At 65.8% G+C, this 21,907-nt stretch carries 9 protein-coding genes; 3 read left to right on the forward strand and 6 right to left on the reverse strand.

The features are described 5' to 3' along the window. The first annotated feature begins 1 nt into the window (after nucleotide 1). Both AC4ELS_RS17665 and AC4ELS_RS17670 read left to right on the forward strand, forming a co-directional pair. A complete protein-coding gene (locus AC4ELS_RS17665; RefSeq protein WP_055119709.1) occupies nucleotides 2-751 on the forward strand; it encodes a succinate dehydrogenase/fumarate reductase iron-sulfur subunit in 750 nt (249 codons plus the stop codon). A 134-nt stretch (nucleotides 752-885) separates the two neighbouring features. Next, nucleotides 886-1,041, forward strand: a complete 156-nt coding sequence (locus AC4ELS_RS17670) for a hypothetical protein (protein ID WP_448445260.1) — start codon at nucleotides 886-888, stop codon at nucleotides 1,039-1,041. A 24-nt stretch (nucleotides 1,042-1,065) separates the two neighbouring features. Here the strand turns inward: AC4ELS_RS17670 and AC4ELS_RS17675 are convergent, their stop codons facing one another. The 5 genes from AC4ELS_RS17675 to AC4ELS_RS17695 all read right to left on the reverse strand — a co-directional run bounded on the left by AC4ELS_RS17675 (nucleotide 1,066) and on the right by AC4ELS_RS17695 (nucleotide 9,283). After that, nucleotides 1,066-1,551 (reverse strand): flavin reductase family protein, encoded by a 486-nt coding sequence (locus AC4ELS_RS17675; RefSeq protein WP_448444863.1) that lies wholly within the window; start codon nucleotides 1,549-1,551, stop codon nucleotides 1,066-1,068. Between the two features lie 235 nt (nucleotides 1,552-1,786). Continuing rightward, nucleotides 1,787-3,553 carry an AMP-binding protein gene (locus tag AC4ELS_RS17680; protein ID WP_448444861.1) on the reverse strand — a complete coding sequence of 589 codons (1,767 nt, stop codon included), beginning with the start codon at nucleotides 3,551-3,553 and terminating at the stop codon, nucleotides 1,787-1,789. A gap of 47 nt (nucleotides 3,554-3,600) precedes the next feature. Next, entirely contained in the window at nucleotides 3,601-4,731 is a 1,131-nt protein-coding gene (gene pe, locus AC4ELS_RS17685; protein ID WP_064886262.1) for an acyltransferase PE, read from the reverse strand. A gap of 69 nt (nucleotides 4,732-4,800) precedes the next feature. After that, nucleotides 4,801-7,794: an MMPL/RND family transporter gene (locus AC4ELS_RS17690; RefSeq protein WP_448444859.1), complete on the reverse strand. Its 2,994-nt coding sequence runs from the start codon at nucleotides 7,792-7,794 to the stop codon at nucleotides 4,801-4,803. Nucleotides 7,795-7,861: 67 nt separating this feature from the next. Further along, the gene (locus AC4ELS_RS17695; protein ID WP_064957893.1) at nucleotides 7,862-9,283 is read right to left on the reverse strand and encodes a condensation domain-containing protein; all 1,422 of its coding nucleotides are present in this window, start codon (nucleotides 9,281-9,283) and stop codon (nucleotides 7,862-7,864) included. A gap of 248 nt (nucleotides 9,284-9,531) precedes the next feature. Between AC4ELS_RS17695 and AC4ELS_RS17700 the strand changes: the two genes are divergently transcribed. Continuing rightward, the gene (locus AC4ELS_RS17700) at nucleotides 9,532-20,646 is read left to right on the forward strand and encodes a type I polyketide synthase (protein WP_499048436.1); all 11,115 of its coding nucleotides are present in this window, start codon (nucleotides 9,532-9,534) and stop codon (nucleotides 20,644-20,646) included. Between the two features lie 82 nt (nucleotides 20,647-20,728). Here AC4ELS_RS17700 and AC4ELS_RS17705 read toward each other — a convergent pair whose 3' ends face one another. Beyond that, a complete protein-coding gene (locus AC4ELS_RS17705) occupies nucleotides 20,729-21,808 on the reverse strand; it encodes an NAD(P)H-dependent amine dehydrogenase family protein (RefSeq protein WP_463806652.1) in 1,080 nt (359 codons plus the stop codon). Between the last annotated feature and the right edge of the window lie 99 nt (nucleotides 21,809-21,907).

Here is a 21,907-nt window from a genome sequence, read left to right on the forward strand (position 1 = left end):
CATGAGTGCGTATGACGCGAACCTGCGGGTGTGGCGCGGCGACGAAACCGGAGGCGAGCTGCACGACTACACCGTCGAGGTGAACGACGGTGAGGTGGTACTCGACATCATCCACCGGCTGCAGGCCACCCAGGCCGGCGATCTGGCGGTGCGGTGGAACTGCAAGGCCGGCAAGTGCGGATCGTGCTCGGCCGAGATCAACGGCCGCCCGAGGCTGATGTGCATGACCCGGATGTCGACCTTCGACCCGGACGAAACTGTCACTGTGACGCCGATGCGGACGTTCCCGGTGATGCGCGACCTGGTGACCGATGTGTCCTTCAACTACGAGAAGGCTCGCCAGATCCCGTCGTTCACCCCACCGAAGGACCTGCAGCCGGGCGAATACCGGATGCAGCAAGAGGACGTCGAGCGCAGCCAGGAATTCCGCAAGTGCATCGAGTGCTTCCTGTGCCAGAACGTGTGCCACGTCGTGCGTGATCACGAGGAGAACAAAGAGGCGTTCGCCGGCCCGCGGTTCCACATGCGGATCGCGGAGTTGGACATGCACCCACTCGACGTCATGGACCGCAAGGACATGGCTCAGGATGACTTCGGCCTCGGCTACTGCAACATCACCAAGTGCTGCACCGAGGTGTGCCCGGAGAACATCAAGATCACCGACAACGCGCTGATCCCGATGAAGGAACGGGTTGCCGACCGCAAGTACGACCCGATTGTGTGGTTGGGCAACAAGCTGTTCAGGCGCTAGCTTCTTCCGCCGAGTGTGCGCTCAGATCGCGATTCAAAGAAGCGATTACGCGATCTGAGCGCACACTCGGCGTTTGGTCGACGGCGTAGGCTCGAGAAAGCAGCCAATCAGCGTCGAAAGGCAGCTCTATGAGCATGGGACAGACTCACAGCGTCAACGAGATCCGGACCGCGATCCGCGAACTGTCGGTCAGGGCCGACCTGGCCCGTAAAGAGGGCCGTCCGGACGATGCCAGCGAGATCGAACAGCGCATCGCCAAATACCGCGACGAACTGGCTGCACGTCCCTGAGACGGGCCCAAGGCCCCCGGGTCGTCAGGCGCCGAGCTTGCGGAACGTGCTGCGGTGGAACACGATCGGCGCGACATCGGCGTTGACGGTGATGTCGCTGACCCGCAGCACCACGATGGTGTGATCGCCGGCCTCCACCAACTGCTCGATGGCGCTCTCCAGCCACACGCTGGTTCCGTGGATGAACACCGCGCCGGATTCGCGTGACTCGGTCTCCAGCCCGGCGAACCGGTCCCCGGTCTTGGCGGCGAGCGTGCGGGCCGCTTCGTCGTGGGATTCGCCCAACACACTGATCCCCAGCGAGGGAAGGTTCTTGAGCTTGGGCCAGGTGGTCGAAGAGTTCTGCACGCAGAACGACACCAGCGGCGGGTCGAGCGACACCGGCACGAACGTGCTGGCCGCCAAGCCGACCAGAGTGCCCTCTACCTCGGCAGCGATCGCGATGACACCGGACGGAAAGTGGCCGAACGCCTCACGCAGGGACGTCGGGCTCAGTTCTGTTGCGCTCATAACACCTCCATCTTCACACAGCACCCCTCCACCCGGATCCGCCCGCCCGCAGCCATCATCGTCGCGTCCGGCATCGGTGGCCAGGTCCGCAATCGCAGTGATCGGAACCGCACGCGCCCCAGCAGTGAAGACGCCGGTGCATCCGTAGCACGAATCGATTTCGACCATCACGAAATCCGCAGCGGGGCAACGACATACGCTGCTATGACTGCAATATCGCGCAGCGGGTGCCTGCTCAGGCGTCCAGGCGGGCGAATTCGTCCTGGCGATACTGTTCCGCGCAGGCGGCGCGGCGGATCTTGCCGCTCGTCGTGGTGGGTATCGACCCCGGGGGTACCAGAACCAGATCCCCCACGTTCAGGCCATGCGCGTTGGATATCGCGGAGGTGACATCGCTCTTGATCGCGGTGAGCCAGTGCCCTGCCTCCACCGGGGACTCGCCGCGCTTCTTGAGCTCGATGACAGTGACCAGCTTCTCGGTGCTGTTCACCGGAACCGAGATGGCCGCGACCCGGCCGCCGGTGATCTGTTGGACCGTCGCCTCGATGTCCTCGGGGTAGTGGTTGCGCCCGCGAATGATCAGCAGATCCTTGATGCGACCGACGATGAAAAGCTCTCCGCCGGAGACGAAGCCCAGGTCACCGGTTTTCAGCCATGGGGCGCGGACCGTGCCGTGAGACGGGTCGACCAGCGTGGCGCCGAAACACTGTTGTTCCTCCGGTGGCCTGCTCCAGTAGCCGGCCGCGACGTTGTCGCCATGCACCCAGATCTCGCCGACTGCGTCCGGCGGGCATTCCCGGTTGGTGTCGACGTCGACGATCCGCACCATCGGAGACTGCGGGAGCTTGTACTGCACCAGCGCGGTGCCGGATCTGGCCGCGCAGCGCTTGGCGCGGCCTGCCGCCAACTCGTCGACATCGAAATACACGTCGTCCGCCGACTCGGACCACGAGCCGGTGGCCACGAAGACGGTGGCCTCCGCCATCCCGTACGACGGGCGCAGCATGTGGTCGGCGAAGTTGAAGTGGGCGAACCGGTCGGCGAAGCGCTCCAAGGTGGCCGGCTCCACGCGCTCGGCGCCATTGATGATGCCCACCACCCCGCCGAGGTCGAGCCCGGCAAGGTCGGCGTCCTTCGTCTTGCGCGCAGCAAGGTCGAAGGCGAAGTTGGGTGCGGCCGAGAACGAATTGGGATTCTCGGCCAGCGCCCGGATCCAGCGGGACGGGCGCTCCAGGAACGCAACCGGGCTGGTCAACGCGGCGCGATAGCCGCTCAGGATGGGTGCACAGACACCCAGTACCAGCCCCATGTCGTGATAGAAGGGCAGCCACGACACGATCGTGGCTTTCGGTATCGATTTTTGGTCGGTATCCGTGAAGAAGCAGCGCATCAACTGCTCGAAATTCGACTGCAGGTTGCGGTGCGAGATCATCACACCGGTCGGCAGTCGGGTGGAACCCGAGCTGTACTGCAGATATGCCGTTTCCGGGTAGTCGGACGTGTCGAAGCTCGGCACGTCCGACCCGTCCTGAACATCCACGTCCAGGGACTCGATCTGAAGGATCTTCGGTGCGGTGTCCAGGCGCGACTGATCCACGTAATCGCCGACATCCTGCGCGACCGAGGAGGTCGTGAGGACGACCGACGGCGCGGTATCGACGAAGACCGCACTCACCCGGTCGTGATTGGAGCCGCGATGGGGCAATGGAAGCGGAACCGCGATCAACCCGGCCTGCATGGAACCGAGGAAGGCCAGGATGTACTCCAAGCCCTGCGGAGCGAGGATCACCGCCCGGTCACCGACCGATCCGCTCAGGCGGATCTGTCGTGCGACGTTCATCGTCCGGCGGGACAGCTGCGACCACGTCACAGTCTCGGCAACCCCGGCCGGGTCTGCGGTGTAATCGGTGAACGTGAAAGCCACGTCGTCCGGACGCAGGCTGGCACGTCCGTGCAGCATCGAAAGAATGGTTGATTGAGGCGAAGGCGTCGTCAGCGTCATTTCACGTCCGTACTAACTCGTCGAATTCGTCGGCTCGGGCGCCGCTGTCAATGTCCGCCGGACAACAGGGACAACGCACCGTTGGCGATCTCCGACATGGGATCGGTGCCGCCACCGAACGTCGCGTCGTTGGCCGGTGCGGTGACCTCCGCAGGGTCGAAGCCATGCACCGGATCCACGGTGATCGGCGCGGTCGCCGGGTCGTCGTTGCGCGAATAACCCGCGTCAACCCGGGGCTTCAGTATCGCGTCCAGCTGATTCAGTGTCCCCTGGTCGTACCCGAGGTACTTGAAGGGCAGCACCAGGGGCAAGTGCTCTTCGGGCACCAGGTACGTCGTCGTCGTCGCACCCTTGGAGTTGACCGTCGTCCGGATGTTCTGCGCCGGAACATTGCTGGGATTGGTGAACGCGATCGCGGTGTGACCGGTGGCAAGGCCGGCGACGGCGTTGAGGACGCTCATCCAGTTGTCGGGCCGGTCCGGCCAGTCGGCGATGCTGTCGTAGGCCGAGATGAACTGGTCGGTGTGGTACTGGCTCTCCACCGGAGCCGGCACCCGGTAATCCATGAACGGCACGACGCTGCCGACCGGAAAGTTCTGGGTCAGGAAACTCTCACCGAAGGGACTCTTGGCGATCGGGTCGCCGAAGGTCGCGAAGCTCAGTTGGTCCGGCGGCGGGGCGGTCGGATCGTTGGCCAGCCGCGCCTTCACGGCGTTGAGCACGAGCGCTCCCTCGGACAACCCCATCGCCCGTCCCTTGCCGCCCTTGCGGATGGCGGCGTCGAGGTTGCCTTCACCCTCGTCGACCGACTCGCCGATGCTGGGACCGTCGAGGCCGAGGCCCGGGTAGATCTGCTCGCCGATCGGGCCGATCCCGGGGAAGAGACGTTCCAGGGTGTGGCCCTGAACCTGCCCCGCCGGGTAGTCGACCTTCACCCGCTTCATCCCGGGGAACCACTGCTCACCCGTCATGCGGATGTACTCGTCGTAAGGGATACCGAGAACGTGAGCTCCGCCAAGGGCGTACGCGGTCCCGGGGTCTGCCGGCGCGGGGGGCGGCGTACCGCCATTCGATACGCCGGGGGCGGCAGTGTCATCGGCGGCCGCCGATCCGACGCCGAAACACCCTGTGACACCGGCAGTTACCAGCACCGTCAGTCCTGCGAGTAGCTTCTTCATCTCTGCACCTGCCCGCTTTGCTTCGTTTCGAGTTTTCCATACATCACGTATGCGCGCTTCCCGCCGTGGTCACGCGCTGGTCGCTGGTGTGCGTAGCGATTTCTGATCGCTCATTCGTGACGGCCACCAGTTGGCCTTGCCGAGGAGCGCAGCGATGGCAGGCACCGTGATGGTGCGCACCACGAAGGTGTCCAGCAAGATGCCGATTCCGATCACGAAGCCGCCCTGCACCACCATGCCGATGCTGGAGAACATCAGTCCGGCAACCGAGGCGGCGAAGATGAGGCCCGCTGCGGTGATCACCCCTCCGGTCGAACTCAGTGTGCGAATGATGCCGTACCGGATGCTGTGCGGAGACTCGTCGCGCATTCGCGACACCAGGAGCATGTTGTAGTCGGCTCCGACCGCGACCAGCACAACGAAGGCCAATGGTGGCACGCTCCAATGCAATTGCTGGCCGAGTAGCGATTGGAACACCACAACACTGATACCCAGTGCGGCCAAGTAGGAGATCACCACCGACGCGACGAGGTAGATCGGCGCGACGAGCGAACGCAGCAACAACATCAGGATCAGCATCACGACGACGAGAGTGCCGATGATGATGAACCGGATGTCCTGCTGGTAGTAATCACGCGTATCCCGCAGTCCGGCCGGGAAACCACCCATCGATATCGAGGCGTCGGCCAACGTGGTGTTGGGCTGCGCGCCCCGGGCGATGTTCTGGATCTCGTTGACCTGATCCATGGCCTCGGGACTGAACGGGTTGAGCTTCGTCTGCACCAGATACCGCACCGACTTGCCGTCCGGCGAGACGTACGCCGCGGAGGCCTTCTTGAACTCCTCCATGTTCAGCACCTCGGGCGGGATGTTGAACCCCGCCTGTGCCGGATCCGCGGCGTCGTTGCGCATCGTCAGTAGGAACGCCGAGGCCTGGTCCAACCCGGCCGAGATCACCTTGACCTGCTTGACGAGTTCGTCCACGCCACCGGCCACTTCGCGACTTCCACCGGCCAGGCGGTTGGCACCGCTCTGCAAGTCCTTCAATCCCGACTGCGGACCGCCGGGCTTGTTCATCCCCATGGCATTGGCCGCCTTGGTGACGCTGGCCAGCGCCGCGTTCAGCTTCTTGACCGTGGCGTTGAGAGTCTGTCCGCCGCCGACGCCGTTGAGCTGGTGCGCCAGATCGTTGATGTTGTCGAGACTGCCGTCCTGGTTGGCGTCCATGAGCCGTTGCATCTGAAGGCGGCTGTCACTGCACGAGGGGTTGGCATCGCAAACCGCATTGCCGTTCAGCGCCATCAGCACCGGCCCGATCCAGGCGAACACGTTCTTGACGGCGGAGAAGTTGTACCCCATGGAGTTGGACAACGCGTTGATGCTGTCGATCAGCTTGGCCGCGGTGTCGACATCCTTCACCAGCTTGTCGCCACCGTATTCCGTACGCACGGAGGAAACCGCGTCGACTGCGCCTTGGAGACTGGGCGCGATCTGGTTGATCTGGGTGCGCACCTGGGCGAGGCTGTCGGCCAACGTATCGGCCCCGGCCGTCAGTCGGTTGAGATCACTCGAACGCTGGTCGATCTGGGTCGAACCGTCAGCCAGCCGGTCGCCGACGATGCCGGCCTGGAAGGTCGCCCGGAATTCCGCGGGTACCTCACCGAGGGGCCGGGTGATGCCGCTGACCAGACCGACGTCCGGTAGCTGGGCGACACGTGAAGCCAGCTGCTCCAGGTCCGCCAGACCACGCGGTGAGCGCAGGTCGTGCGGTGACTGGATGAGGATGTACTCGGGAATCGACTGGGCGATGGGGAAATGGCGCTCCACCGCGGCGTATCCGATCGAACTCGGCGCGGACGCCGCCACCACTTTGCGATCGTCGTAGTTGTACCGGGCGAAGATCGCGGCGCCGGCCAGCAGGGCCAACACCACAAGGCTGGCGACGAGATGCGGAACCGGACGACGAACGATGCGGATGCCCGAACGCCGCCAGAACCGGGCGGTCAGCTCGCGCCGGGGTTTGACCCAGCCGCGGGGCCCGACCAGGGCCAGGATGGCAGGCAACAGGGTCATTCCCGCCAGATACGCCACGCCGATACCGATCGCGGCCGACACCCCGACCGTTTTGAACACACCCATTTTCGTGAAGCTCAGCAGCAGGAACGTCAGCCCCACGGTCGCGGCAGATGCCGAGATCACCTTCCCGATCGACATCATCGCGGCCCGGACGGCCTGGTCGAAATCGTTGTCCGACCGCAGATAGTCGTGATAGCGGCTGATCAGGAAGACCGCGTAATCGGTGCCGGCACCGGCCATGATCGCACTCAGAAATACGACGGACTGGTTCGAGACACCCGCGCCGGTCAGCTGCGAAAAACCCGCCACCAGTGCCTGCGCGATCAGCAGGGACGACCCGATCGTGATCAACGGCAGCAGCATCGTGACAGCGCTGCGGTAGACCAACAACAACACGGCCAGGACCAGTACGGCGATCGCGATCTCGATCGGGAGTCGATCCTTCTCCCCCGCCACGGTGAGATCAGCTGCCGTGGCCGCCGGACCGGTGAGGTGCACGGCCAGCGGGCTGCCTGCCGTGCTGAGTCTGACGACTTCGGAAACCCGGTTGAACGAGTCCATCGCCCGCGGTGTGCCCAACTCACCCACCAGGCCCACCGGAAGCACCCAGGTGGTCTTGTCCTTGCTGGTCAGGAACTGTCGCAGCTGTGGGGTACCGATGAAATCCTGAACGCTCTCGACATCTGTCACGTCGTCGTGCAGCGCGTCCACCAGCTTGCGGTAGGTCGCCTCGTCCGAGGAATTCAGCCCGTTCTCGTTGATCAGGGCCACCAACAAGAGATCGTTGTTGCCCGATTCGTGGAACGCCTCGGTCATCTTCTTGGCGGCGACGCTCGACGGCGCATCGTTGGGCAGGATTGCCAGCGGGTGCTTCTCGGCCATCGCGCCGAGGGAGGGGAACGTTAGCGGTAGCGCGATCAGCAATGCGGCCCAGGCCCCGATCACTACCCAGGGCCACCGCACCACGAAATCGGCTAACCGTCGCATGTTGCCCCCACCTTCACCTCGAAGGCGGCGCAAAGCGGAAAATCCATGACCATTTGTTTGCTCTCCGCTACGCGACCCGGCCCCAGTGCCCGCTGTCAGCAACGCGTGACGACACCGACTTCATCGCCTCCAGGTAGCGGGTGACCGACTTCTCGGCGACCGGGTTGTCGGGGTGCATGATCGCCATGACCGTGCCCTCCCCGTACCGGAAGATGTATATCGTCAGCTGGTAGGAGAACCGGTTGTCCGGATACATTCCGATGTTGTTCGCCAACCCCATGTCGCCCGCCGCGAGGATGGCGTTGAGCGGCGCCGCTCCGCCGTGCAGAAAGTTCGATACCGGGAAGTTCGGTTGTGGCCAGTTCAACCACGGCGCCAACTCCAACACGCGGTAATACGGAACTCTCGCCATGTCCAGGCCGGAATCGAAAGACTGCTGTGCCGCCCAGGCAGCGTCACTGAAAGAGGTGGCCGCAACCGGGACGGTGATCGGAATCAGACCGGTGAACCAGCCCTGTGTCATGAAATTGTCGCCGGCTGTACGCGAATCCCTCGGCGTGAGGCCGTAATACGTAAGCGCACCGGTGAACTCATGTTCCACCAGGCCCAGGCATGCGAACAGGCCACCGACGAAACGGGCGCCGGCCGCCGAGCAGGCCGCGTCGAAGCGTTCCGTCTGTGCCGGGCTCAACAGGACTTCCGAGGACCAGGCGCTGCTGGTCGATTCGTTCGGATTCCCCAGCGGCAGCGGGAATTCCGGAAATCCATCCTGGTTGTTCTCAGCGAAGTCGATCCAGGCGCGCACTCCAGGTGATTCCAAGGTCAGCGTGGACGTGTACTCACGCTCGCGGACACAGAAGTCATCGAAGCTGCCGGCGTCAGGAAGTGTGAGGGCCTGACCACTGCCGCTCATCGCCGAATACATTCCGTTGGCTTCCATCATTGTGGTGCCGATCAAGGTCGCGTCGCCATGAACGTGATCCATGGCAGCGAAGAAAGTGAAGTGACCGTCGTTCTGGATGATGCCGAACGTAAAGCAGCCCCATTCCAGGGGATTCGGTATGCCCACGACGTGGGCGTGAATTTCTTCGACCGTCAAGTTGCCCTGGTCGACCGGCACGAATTCGATATCATCCGGGTTTTCGATTGCATGCCTGACGAATTGGCCGTCGTCGCCTTCTTTGAACCAACTCCGGAATGTGTCGTGCCTGCGCAGGTAGGTATTCACGGCGTGGTCCATCGCCGAGATATCACATTGCCCAGCAACCTCACAGCTAGCGATGATCTGCCGTGAAAAATTCAAACCCGCAGCTTTACGCTGGGTGTAATTACGCAGATGTTGGCCTTGCATGTAGCTAACCGGCACCGAGCTCACCGGTGCGTTTCTTGCGGTTTCCTGAGCTGCAGGCGTCGGATGCCACGAGGTCACCGAGCCAGGACTCAGCGACCATTCATCAAGTGCGCCAACAGTTATCTTACCGATCCGCAAAGCTCAGGCCCTCCCAGTAGTGCTCAATGCTCGGCCGCTCTCCGGACCGGCAGGACCCCCCGGGGCATCAACATACCCGTCGTTCCGCCGTGACGGTTGAGGGAGCTTGACGAGGGAAGTTTGACCGGGCAAGGGGAGTAGCGCGCGCCACAGGTTCGCATGCAATAGTGGTTCGGGTTGATCTTCAAGCGCTTTCGGGGGGTGCGCGGAGGTGTAGTTTTGCACGCCGATGCGAGGAGGACAACGGGATGAAATCCGTTGAACGTCCAGATGAACAGACCGCACGCTTTGCCATCGTCGGCTACGCTGCGCGCTTTCCAGGAGCCCCGGACGCCGATGGCTTCTGGGACCTGCTGAGAGCAGGTCGCGAAGCCATCTCAGAGGTACCCGAAGACCGCTGGGACGTCGAGGAATTCTTCGATCCAGAGCCCGGCACACCAGGCAAGGTGGTGACCCGGCGCGCCGGTTTCGTCGATGACGTAACCGGATTCGACGCCCCGTTCTTCGGTATGTCAACACGCGAGGTCAGGCTGATGGATCCGCAGCATCGGATCCTGTTGGAAACAGCCTGGCGCGCGGTGGAACACTCGGGTACCGCGCCAACGGCATTGGCTGACACCAACACTGGCGTGTTCGTCGGACTGGCCACCCACGACTACCTCGGAATGGCCTCTGACGAGCTGACTTACCCGGAGATCGAGGCCTACATGGCCATCGGTACTTCGAATGCCGCGGCGGCCGGCCGGATCAGCTATCGATTAGGTCTGCAGGGCCCCTCGGTCGCGGTCGATACCGCGTGCAGTTCGTCGCTGGTGGCGATCCATCAAGCGTGCCAAGCACTTCGCTTAGGAGAGTGCGATCTGGCGCTGGCCGGCGGGGCGAACGTCCTGCTCACGCCCGCCACCATGATCACCTTCTCGAGTGCGCATATGCTGGCACCCGACGGTCGCTGCAAGACGTTCGACGCGGCCGCGGACGGCTATGTCCGCGGCGAAGGCTGCGGCGTCATCGTCATCAAGCGCCTCGAAGACGCCATCCGCGACGGTGACCACATCCGGGCCGTGATCCGCGGCAGCGCGATCAACCAGGACGGCGCATCGGGCGGTTTGACGGTGCCCAACGGCGTCGCTCAGCAGCGTGTCATCGCCGATGCCCTACAGCGCGCCGGCCTCGAACCCAAGGACGTCGGCTACCTCGAAGCGCACGGCACCGGGACCTCGCTCGGCGACCCGATCGAGGCCCAGGCCGCAGGTGCGGTGCTCGGCGCCGGACGCGAACCCGACCGGCCGTTGTTGATGGGCTCGGCGAAGACGAACATCGGGCACCTGGAAGCCGCCGCAGGCATCGCGGGCGTCATCAAGGTGGTTCTGTCGCTCGAGAACGAGCTGCTGCCCCAGCACCTGCACTTTCAGAACCCGTCGCCGCACATCCCGTGGGACCGGCTCGCGGTGGAAGTGGTCAAGGAGGCCACCCCGTGGGAACGCAACGGCGCGCCACGCATCGCCGGTGTCAGTTCGTTCGGGTTCGCCGGAACCAACGCGCACGTCATCCTGGAGGAAGCGCCCGAACCGGCGGCGCCGCAGTTGGACGTCGCCGGACACGCTGAGCGATTCGGCATCCTCCCGCTCTCGGCGCACACGCCTGCCGCACTGGTGCAGGTCGCGGAGCAATATCGCGATTGGATGAGCGCCCACCCCGAGGCCACCCTTGCCGACGTGTGCTTCACCGCTGGGGTCGGCCGGGCACACCTTGAGCACCGCGCCGCGCTGGTGGTCGACTCGAGGGAATCCGCCATCGAACTGCTCGGCGCCCTCGCCGACGACCGTCCGGCACCGGGACTGATCCGGGGTGAATCCCACGACAAGCCCAAGACCGCGTGGCTGTTCACCGGCCAGGGCAGCCAATACGCGGGGATGGCCCGCGAGCTGTTCGACTCCGAGCCGGTGTTCGCCGAGACGGTGAACCGCTGCGCGGCGGCCGTCGCCGACCAGCTCGACCAGCCTCTGCTGGACGTGATCTTCGACCTGGATGGCGAGCAGACGCTGCGCCAGACCTCCTACGCGCAGCCCGCCCTGTTCGCCGTCGAGATGGGTCTGGCCCGGCTCTGGCAGTCGTGGGGCTTCGAGCCCGACGTGGTGCTGGGCCACAGCGTCGGCCAGTACTCGGCGGCGTGCGTCGCGGGCGTGTTCAGTCTGGAGGACGGCGCCCAGTTGATGGCCGAACGAGGACGCCTCTTCGGCAGCCTGCCGGCCGGTGGCCGCATGGTCGCAGTGTTCACCTCCGCAGAGCGGGTGGAGAACCTGACCGACGAGTTCCCCGCCCTGTCGGTTGCCGCCTACAACGGCACCAACACCGTGCTGTCAGGACCTGCGGAGGACCTGGAGCGGGCCGTCGCCGGACTTACCGCCGACGGTGTGCGGTGCGACTGGCTCGAAACCAGCCATGCGTTCCACTCGTCGCTGCTGGATCCGATCCTCGACGAATTCGAGTCGTACGCAAACCGTTTCACTTTCAAGGCACCGCAACGAATTCTGATCGACAACCGCACCGGCGCCGCGCTGGGCCGGAGCGTGAAGCTCGACGGCGCCTACTGGCGTCGGCACGCCCGCCAACCGGTGGAGTTCGCCAAGAGCGTGCGCACCCTGGCCGACATGAACTGCAAGTTGCTGGTCGAGATCGGGCCGCGGCCGGTGCTCACCGCGACGGCACTGGGTGCCTGGCCCGACCCGGCCGGCGCCCCGCGGGTGATCGCGTCGCTGCGCCGCAACACCGCCGACCAGCGGCAGATCACCGAAGCCGTCGCCGACGCGTACGTCCTGGGCCACCTGCCCGAGTTCGCCGCGTTCCGGCAGCCGCAGGCACGGAAGCTCGATCTGCCCACCTACCCGTTCGAGCATCGCCAGTACTGGTACCGGGACAATCGGGAACAACCCAACCAGCAGCAGCACGTCGCCGGTCCGCGCACGCAGGCCGTTCGACTTCTCGAAGACGGCCGTCTCGAGGAGCTCGCGACCCTGCTCGGCGGCACGGACGGCGACGGTCAGACCCTGGACGTGCTGACCAAGCTTGCAGCGCAACACAACCGCCAGCGGTCGACTCAGTCCATCGCCGATGACCGCTACGAGTTCCGCTGGGAGAAAGCGGTCACTCCGCTGTCGGGCGCCGACTCCGCAGAGACGTCCACATGGCTGCTCGTCGGTGAACAGTCCCCGGCGGTCCAGCCATTGGTCGACGCGCTGACCTCGCGCGGGCAGCAGTACCGGTTCCTCGGGCTGCCGACGTCGGATGCCGAGACCGCTCAACTCGCCGAGGCGTTGCGCGCCGCGGCCGCCGACGGTTCGACACTGCGCATCCTTCACGTGGCAGCGCTGGACGGGGAACCGGAAGCCAAGGCCGTGCCCTCGATGCGGTCACTGCTTCGGATGCAACACCACGTCCTGGCCGGAACGCGGCGTCTCTTCCGCGCCGCGGCCGAGGCCGGTCTGAAGGTTCCGATCTGGTTGGTCACCCGCGGCGCGCAGCACGTCGCCGATGCGGACACCGTGGCTCCCGAACAGACTGCCCTGTGGGGATTCGGTCGCGCGGCAGCACTGGAGCTCCCGCAGTTGTGGGGCGGACTGGCTGATCTGTCCGAGGGCAGTGCCGGTGAATGGACCACACTGCTCAACCGGATCGCAATATCGACCGACGCGAACCGGCGGGAAGACCAGATCGCGGTACGCGATCACGCGGTCCATGTCCCCCGGCTGGTCCGCCGGGAGGACCTGCCGAGCGGTACACCGCTGGAACTACGCAGCGACGCAACGTATCTGGTGACCGGCGGTCTGGGGTCGATCGGCCTGGAGATCGCCGGATACCTGGCCGCCCACGGCGCCAAGCACCTGGTGCTGACCAGCCGTCGCGCACCCGGCGAAGCCGCCGAGCAACGCATCACCAAACTCGGCGACCAGCACGGATGTGACATCCGCGCCGTGACCGCCGACGTCGCCGATGCGCACGACGTCGCACGCCTGTTGAAGACGATCGCCGCCGAGATGCCACCGCTGGCGGGCATCGTGCATGCTGCCGGCGAACTCGGAACCACTCCGCTGGGCGAACTGGACGACACCGAGGTGGATCGCGTCTTCGCCGGAAAGGTCTGGGGTGCCTGGCATTTGAGCGAAGCCGCGGCAGACGCGAAGCTCGACTTCTTCATCAGCACCTCGTCGATCGCCTCGGTGTGGGGCGGATACGGTCAGACCGCCTACGGCGCGGCGAACGCGTTCCTCGACGGCCTGGCCTGGCGACTTCGCGAACAGAACATCCCCGGCACCAGCGTCAACTTCGGTCCGTGGGCCGCAGGCATGGCCGACGCAGAGTCTCGTGCCCGGCTGGATCAGCGTGGTGTCCGGACGCTGCCACCCGCCGATGCACTGGCCGGACTGGCCGACGCCGTCGCGATCGCCTCCGCTGGAGGCCCGACACAAGGAGTCGTGGCCCGCATCGACTGGTCCCGGTTCCTGCCGCTGTACCAGCAGGCGGGCCGGCGGGCATTCCTGGCAGAGCTGGAACGCGAAGTACCGGCGCAACTTTCCAACGCGGCGCCCACCACCGCCTCCGGCAAGACACAGCTGGTCGAGCGCCTGACGAATGCTCCGGTGCAGCAGCGCAAGAAGCTGCTGACCGATCACCTGCGCGACGCCGTCGCGGAGGTGACCCGGGTGGACTCCTCGGAGATTCGCGAGGACGCAGGGTTCTTCGACCTCGGCATGGATTCGCTGATGGCCGTCGAATTGCGCCGCCGCATCGAGCAGGGAGTGGGTGCGGAGATCCCCATCACGCTGGTGATGGATCACCCCCGGATCTCCGACGTAGCCGAATATCTGCTCGGCGATGTACTCGGACTCAACGAGCAGGACAAGCCGGCGTCGCAACCGGCAGCGGTGACCGCGCGGACAGATGAACCCATCGCGATCGTCGCCGTGTCGTGCCGCTTCCCCGGCGCGCCCGACCCGGAAGCGTTCTGGGAATTGCTGTCCGGCGGCGTCGACGCCATCCGGGAAGTTCCCGAAGACCGATTCGACATCGACGAGTTCTACGATCCGGATCCCGAGACAGCGGGCAAGACCTACACGCGTTTCGGCGGATTCCTCGAGGGGATCGACGGATTCGACCCCGAGTTCTTCGGTATCTCCCCGCGTGAGGCCGTGTGGATCGAGCCGCAGCAGCGGCTGATGCTCGAAACGGTCTGGGAAGGCCTCGAACGGGCCGGGTACGCACCGGCCTCGTTGCGCGGCAGCCGGACCGGCGTTTTCGCCGGGGTGGCTGCCAACGAGTACGCGCACCTGCTGTCGTCGGAGTCGATCGACAAGATCGAGCCGTACTTCATCACCGGCAATGCCCTCAACGCCATCTCCGGCCGGGTTGCCTTCGCGCTCGGATTCGAAGGCCCGGCAATGGCAGTCGACACCGCCTGCAGCTCGGCCCTGGTGGCGATTCATCAGGCCTGCCAGGCACTGCACTCCGGCGATTGCGACCTGGCGTTGGCCGGTGGCGTCAACGTCCTGCTCTCCCCGGTGACGGTGGTCGCCGCATCCCGCGCACGCATGCTCTCCCCTGTCGGGCGGTGCAAGACCTTCGACGCCTCCGCGGACGGCTACGTACGCAGCGAGGGCTGTGGGATTCTGGTGCTCAAGCGGCTGAGCGACGCAGAGCGCGACGGCGACCGGATCTGCGCGGTCATCCCCAGCAGCGCGGTCAACCAGGACGGCGCGTCCAGCGGTCTGACCGTGCCCAATGGCGGTGCGCAGCAACGCCTCATCGGAACGGCGCTGGCCCGCGCCGGGTGGACCGGTGGCGACGTCGACTACCTCGAGGCGCACGGGACCGGTACTCCGCTCGGCGATCCGATCGAGGTCCAGGCGGCTGCCGCCGCCTACGGCAGCGCGCGCGACTCCGACCGTCCGTTGCTGATGGGTTCGGTCAAAACCAACATCGGCCACACCGAATCTGCCTCGGGCGCAGCAGGTCTGATCAAGGTCGTGTTGTCGTTGCAGCACGAGGTCCTGCCGCAGAGCCTGCACTTCGACAACCCGTCGCCGCACATTCCGTGGGATTCGCTGCCGGTGCAGGTCGTCGACAAGGCGACCCCCTGGCAGACCAACGGCCGGCCCCGCCGCGCCGGTGTGAGCTCGTTCGGGTTCACCGGCACCAACGCGCACGTGCTGATCGAGGAGGCGCCGGCGCGACCCGCCGCCGCCCCCGATGACCAGCCCGCCGACGAGGTGTCGGCGGAGACGCAGGCTCCTGCCGAGCAGGTGAGCGTGCTGGCATTGTCCGCGCGGTCACCCGAAGCTCTCGTGGCACTGGCACAGCGGTACGAGACGTGGCTGAGCGCCCACCCGGACGCCGATCTGGCTGGTGTGTGCCTGACCGCCGGAACCGGACGGTCGCACTTCGAGCATCGGGCCGCGCTGGTCGTGGATTCGATCGAGGAAGCACGCCTGGCTCTGGCCGACCTGGCCGAGAACCGGACCCGGCCCGGTGTGGTGCGCGGTGAGCACACGAACCACCCGACCACCGCATGGCTGTTCACCGGACAGGGCAGCCAGTACCCGGGCATGGCGCGTGAGTTGTTCGACACGGAGCCGGTTTTCGCCGAGACCGTGACGCGGTGCGCCGACGCGGTCAAGGGCATGCTGCCGCTTCCGCTCCTGGACGTGATGTTCGCCCAGGATGCCGAGGCCGGACAGACGCTGCGACACACGTCGTATGCGCAACCGGCGCTCTTCGCCGTCGAGATGGGCCTGGCGCGGCTGTGGCAGTCATGGGGCATCGCACCTGACGTCGTACTGGGCCACAGCGTCGGCCAGTACGCCGCGGCATGCGTCGCCGGCGTCTTCAGCCTGGAGGACGGTGCCCGGCTGATGGCCGAGCGCGGCCGGTTGTTCGGCAGCCTGCCCGAAGGCGGTCGCATGGTGGCGGTGTTCGCCGACCCCAAGCACGTCGAGGAGATCGCAAGCAAGTTCCCGCGGGTGTCGGTCGGCGCCTACAACGGACCCAACACCGTGCTCTCCGGCCCGGGCGACGATCTCGAGGAGATCGTCAACCAGTTCGGGAACGAGGGGACGCGCTGCACCTGGCTGCAGACCAGCCACGCATTCCACTCGGAACTGCTGGACCCGGTGCTCGACGAATTCGAGGCGTACGCGGCGCAGGTGCAGTTCGCAGCGCCGACACTCCCCCTGGTCTGCAACCGCACCGGAGCAATCCTGACGGCCCAGACCCCACTCGATGCTCAGTACTGGCGCCGCCATTCACGTCAGCCGGTGCAGTTCTCCGAAAGCGTGCGGACCGTCGCGGCGCTGGGCTGCTCGGTCCTGATGGAGATCGGTCCGCAACCGGTGCTCACCAGCGCAGCGGTTCAGGTATGGCCGGAACACCTGGCCGCACCGCGGGCAATCGTCTCGCTGCGCAAGGGCATCAGCGATCGGCGTCAGATCGCCGACGCGCTGGCAGCGGCCTACGTCGGTGGGCACCGACCCGACTTCGCTGCAGTGCAGCGGCAGCCCGGTCACAAGGTCGAGTTGCCGACATATCCGTTCCAGCACCGCCGCTTCTGGCCCAAGACCTCGGCGATCACGAGCTCCGGCTTCGACGGCAGCGCAGGGACTGGAATCCTCGGCGCGGCCAAGGACCTGGCTTCCGGGGACTCCATCTACACGAGCCGGATCTCGGTCAAGACGCAGCCGTGGCTTTCCGACCACGTCATCTACGGCACCGTCGTCGTCCCCGGCGCGACGTACGCCGCGATGGCGCTGGCCGCGGTCGGAACCCCGGCCCACGCCAAGGACGTCTTCTTTTTCGAGCCGATCATCCTGCCCGAGAAGAGCTCTCGCGAAGTGCAGTTGACATTGCACCCGTTGGAGACAGGCGGAGAGTGGAAGTTCCAGGTTCACAGCCGTCCCTACGGAGAACGCGACGTCGACTGGTCGCTGAACGCCGAAGGAACAGTGGTAAGCGGTCTCGCCGACTCGTCCGAGGAGCCGACCGCCGAAACCGATCCGGTCGACGAGGCCATCGAACGGCTGGAACGCATGCGTCCGCAAGAGCTGTTCGAGACCTTCGCCGACCTGGAATTGGCCTGGGGCCCAAACTGGTCCGGATCCCTGAAGTCCTTGTGGCTCGGTGAGGGCGAGGCGATCGGCGACATCCTGGTCGGAGCGGAACTCGCCGAACAACTGGGCACCGAGCCGATGCACCCGGTCCTGATGGACCTGTGCACGGGCGTCGCCTTCCCGGCGTTCCCGGCTCTTCTCGCGGCCGAGCAGGGCGTCAACGACCTGTTCCTGCCGTTGCGCTACGGGCAGGTGACGTTGAAGGAGAAGATGCCCCGCCGGTTCTACTGCCGCGCGAAGTGGCACGAGGCCGAGCTCAACAACGAAACCCAGGTGTTCGACCTCGAGTACATCGACCGGGACGGCCACTACCTCGGCGGCGTTCGCGAGTTCACCGTCAAGCGCGCACCCCGCGAAGCATTGCTTCGTGGCCTCGGCGGCGACGCCACCCGGCTGCTGTACACGCTGGGCTGGCACGAAGTGCCGGTGCCGCCGTCCGACGGTGCGGCCGAAAGCCCGAGCGGCACTTGGCTGGTCGCCGGGTTCGACGAACTCGCTGCGAAGGTGCCGGGCTGCATCCCGCTCGATCGCCAGACCGGTCAGCAGCTGGGAGAGGTGCTGGCAGAGGCCAAGGAGCGCGGTCTGCCGTTCTCCGGTGTCATCTGGCGAGCCGGTACGCCGGGCACGGAAGAAACCGGTGCCGATAGCCAGACGCGACTCGAAGCCGAGATCACCAACCTGCTCGGTGCGGTACACACCGTGCAGGGCGGTGAGGTGAAACTTCCGAATGGTCTGTGGATCGTCACCGAGCGGGCCGTCGCCACTGAATCCGGTGAGCCGGTCGATCCGGCGCAGGCGGCACTGTGGGGCTTCGGGCGCACCACGATCAACGAGGAACCGGCGTTGCACGCCAAACTCATCGATTGCGACGGGTCACCGGAGGCCGTGCAGGCACTGGCCGATCTGATCGCCACCCCGGTCGAGGAACCGGAAATCGCTGTGCGGCAAGGCAAACTGCTCGCATCTCGGTTGCTGCCATGGTCGCGAAGCGGGAACCTCACGGTGCCGCGCGGCAGCGACTACGTCCTGGCACCCACCGAACGCGGCGCGATCGACAACCTCCGCATCACCGAGAAGGAGGTGCCGGCGCCGGACGAGGGTTATGTGCAGGTCCGGGTGGAGGCCGCAGGTCTCAACTTCCGGGATGTGCTCAACGTGCTGGGCCTGTACCCCGGCGATCCGGGACCGATCGGCGGTGACTTCGCCGGCATCGTCACGCAATTGGGTGAGGGCGTCACCGGAGTCGAGGTGGGCCAGCGGGTCTACGGCTCCATGCAGGGTGCGTTCTCCAGCCGGTTCAACGTGCCTGCCCAGTTCCTGGCGCCGATCCCGGACGGGGTCAGCGCGGTCGAGGCCGCGACGATTCCGGCCGCGGCGCTGACCGTCCGGCTGTCGTTCGACTGGGCGAAGCTCAAGCCGGGCGACAAGGTGCTGATCCACGCCGCCAGCGGTGGCGTGGGCCTGGCCGCAATCCAGATGGCACAGCAGTGCGGTGCTGAGGTCTACGCCACGGCGAGCACCTTCAAGCGGGCCACGTTGCGCAAGCTGGGTGTCAAGTACGTCTATGACTCGCGGACAACGGACTTCGCCGATCAGATCCTGGCGGACACCGACGGTGCGGGCGTGGACGTGGTGCTCAACTCCCTGACGAGCGAAGGGTTCATCGAGGCGACGCTGAAGGCCACCGGCAAGAACGGCCGCTTCGCCGAGATCGCCAAGCGCGACATCTGGTCACCTGAGCAGATGGCCGAGGCCCGTCCCGACATCGCCTACGAGATCGTGGCGTTGGACACGGTGATGTTCACCGAGCCCGATCGCATTCGCGACCTGCTCGTTGAAATTTCGGAAGGCCTGGCTGCAGCTGTCGACTCCTCGCGCGAGCGCTCGTCGGTGGCCGAGTGGACTCCGCTGCCCGCGGAGATCTACCCGCTGACGGAGGCCAGGACGGCGTTCCGGCGTATGCAGCAAGCCCGGCACATCGGCAAGATCGTGTGCCAGCTGCCGAATCCGCTTGCACCTCGGCCGGATCGGACCTACCTGATCACAGGTGGGCTCGGGGCGATCGGTCTACACACCGCGTCGTATCTGGCTCAGCTGGGTGCCGGCGACATCGTGCTGACCAGCCGCCGCGCACCGGATACGGACGCGCAGAAGCTGATCGAGGAGATCACCGAGCGCAACAAGACCCGCATCCATGTGTTCACCGCCGATGTGGGCGAGGAGTCCGAAGTGTCGAACCTCCTGGAGCGGATCCGTGCGGAGCTCCCTCCGCTTGCGGGCGTCGCCCACCTGGCGGGTGTGCTCGACGATGCGCTGCTGGGTCAGCAGAGCACGGAGCGGTTCCATAAGGTGTTGGCACCCAAGGCCTTCGGCGCCGAGTATCTGGACAGGTTGACCAAGGACGACCAGCTGGACTTCTTCATCGTGTCCTCCTCGGTGTCCAGCCTGTTCGGTTCCCCGGGGCAGTCCAACTACGCGACGGCCAATGCGCTGCTCGACGGTCTGATCGCACAGCGCAGGGCGCAGGGCCTGCCGGCCACCGGCATCAACTTCGGCCCGTGGGGTCAGGGTGGCATGGCCTCCTCGGAGGCGGCGACAGCCAATATCAGTGCGCAAGGCCTGATTCCGCTGGATCCCTCGGCCGCGCTCGCCGCGCTCGCCGAGGTCGTCGCCAACGGGACCGGCCAGGCGGCCGTCATCAAGGCCAACTGGCAGCGGGCCGCGAAGGTGCTGGGCAGTCAGCGGCCTCCGATCCTCGACCTGGTGTTGCCGAGTGCCGTCGGTGAGGTCGTCGGTGACAGTGAGGTTCTCAAGCAGCTGCTCGAGATCCCCGTGCCGCAGCGTGCCGGGTTCGTGACCGAGTTCCTGCAGAAGGAGGTGCAGAACTTCCTGCGGCTCGCCTCACCGCCGGCCGCGACCAGCCGCTTCCTGGATCTCGGCACCGACTCGCTGATGGCGATCGAACTGCGCAACCGACTGCACACTCAGTTCGGTGGCAAGTTCACGCTCAACGCGACGGCGGTCTTCGACTACCCGACCATCGGTGGGCTGGCCGAGTATCTGGTGGCCCAGCTGCCCGATGCGGAGTCCGCGGATTCGGCCGAGTCGTCGGAGCCGTCGGAATCCTCGGAGACTTCAGAGTCTTCGGAGACTTCAGAGTCTCCGGCGTCGGAGCAGCCACCTGCGGAGGCAGCACCCAAGGACTAACCCGTCGAGTGGCCAGTTGTCACACGCCTTTTCGTGTTTCGCGTGTGCTAACTGGCCACTCGGCATTCTTGGGCGAAGAAAGTCAGATCCAGCGGGTCGCTTCGACCTCGGCAGGCAGCGGCGGGTGCAACGGCACGTCAAGTCCGTCGTAGATACCGGGCTTCTGGGTAGCCAGCCAATCGATCGCGCCGAGCAGACGGTTGGCCGCCGTGGTGTTGCCGCCGTCGGCGCGGGTGCCACCCGGCACATCGGCGCGCACGACGATGCTCAACTGCGGATCGCCGTCGACGATCACCCGGTGATCGCCGACCCCTTCGTCGGGCTGCGGCCAGTCCGGCGCGCAGGCCGGGTCGATGCGGGTGATGTGCTCGATGACGACCCGCTCGACCCCGTTGGCCCACCCGATGACCTGCAGGCGGAATGCGCCCTGGGTGCCTGCCTCGAACCGGCCCATGACGTTGTCGACGGCCTCGGTCAGCGGCAGCCGTTCGACCGTCTCGGTGATCTCGTCGATCTCCAGGCCGAGCCCGCGGCCGATCAAGCGGACATTGCCGCCCCACACCATGGTGGGGATGGACGGCAGCAACATCATCGGCGTCTCGTCCATCGACCCACCGAAACCGCAGAGCACCCGGACCGAGTGCGGCTGGTTGTAGGTGGAGTAGTCGAAGATCTCCTGGCACCGGATGGTGCGGATCCGGGTGCACAACCCCGCCGCGATCACGGCCAGGGCATCGTTACCCCAGCCCGGGTCCACGCCACTGACCAGAAGCGCGGAGTTGCCGGCCACCGCGGCGTCGGTGAGCCGCTCGACCCATTCGGCGGGAGCCGAGGCCGGGTCGTAGAGCGAGTACAGCGACGGCGTCACCACTTGCTTACCTGCGCGGAGGCACCGCTCGATCTCGGCAAGGGCCTCCTCGGGACGGATGTCGCCGGAAGACATATAGGCGACCGCATCGCACTGGGCGAGTGCCGCGTCCACATCGGTGGTGGCCTCGACTCCGGTGGGCGCGTCGAGCTTGGCGAACGTCGCCGCGTCGCGACCGGCTTTCTCGGGCGAGGACGTGATCACCGCTGCCAGTTCGAGGCCCGGAAATCCCGTGGCCGACCTGATCGCCGTCGCACCCATGTTGCCCGTACCCCACACCGCAATTCGACGCATCGGGCCACCTTAGTAGACCATTGGTGACTATCCTCACATTATCCGAAAACAGCTGGTCAAGCCCGTTTACGGAAAGGGGTACAAGGCTCGATCAACCAC

It is taken from the genome of Mycobacterium shunyiense (assembly GCF_058270035.1).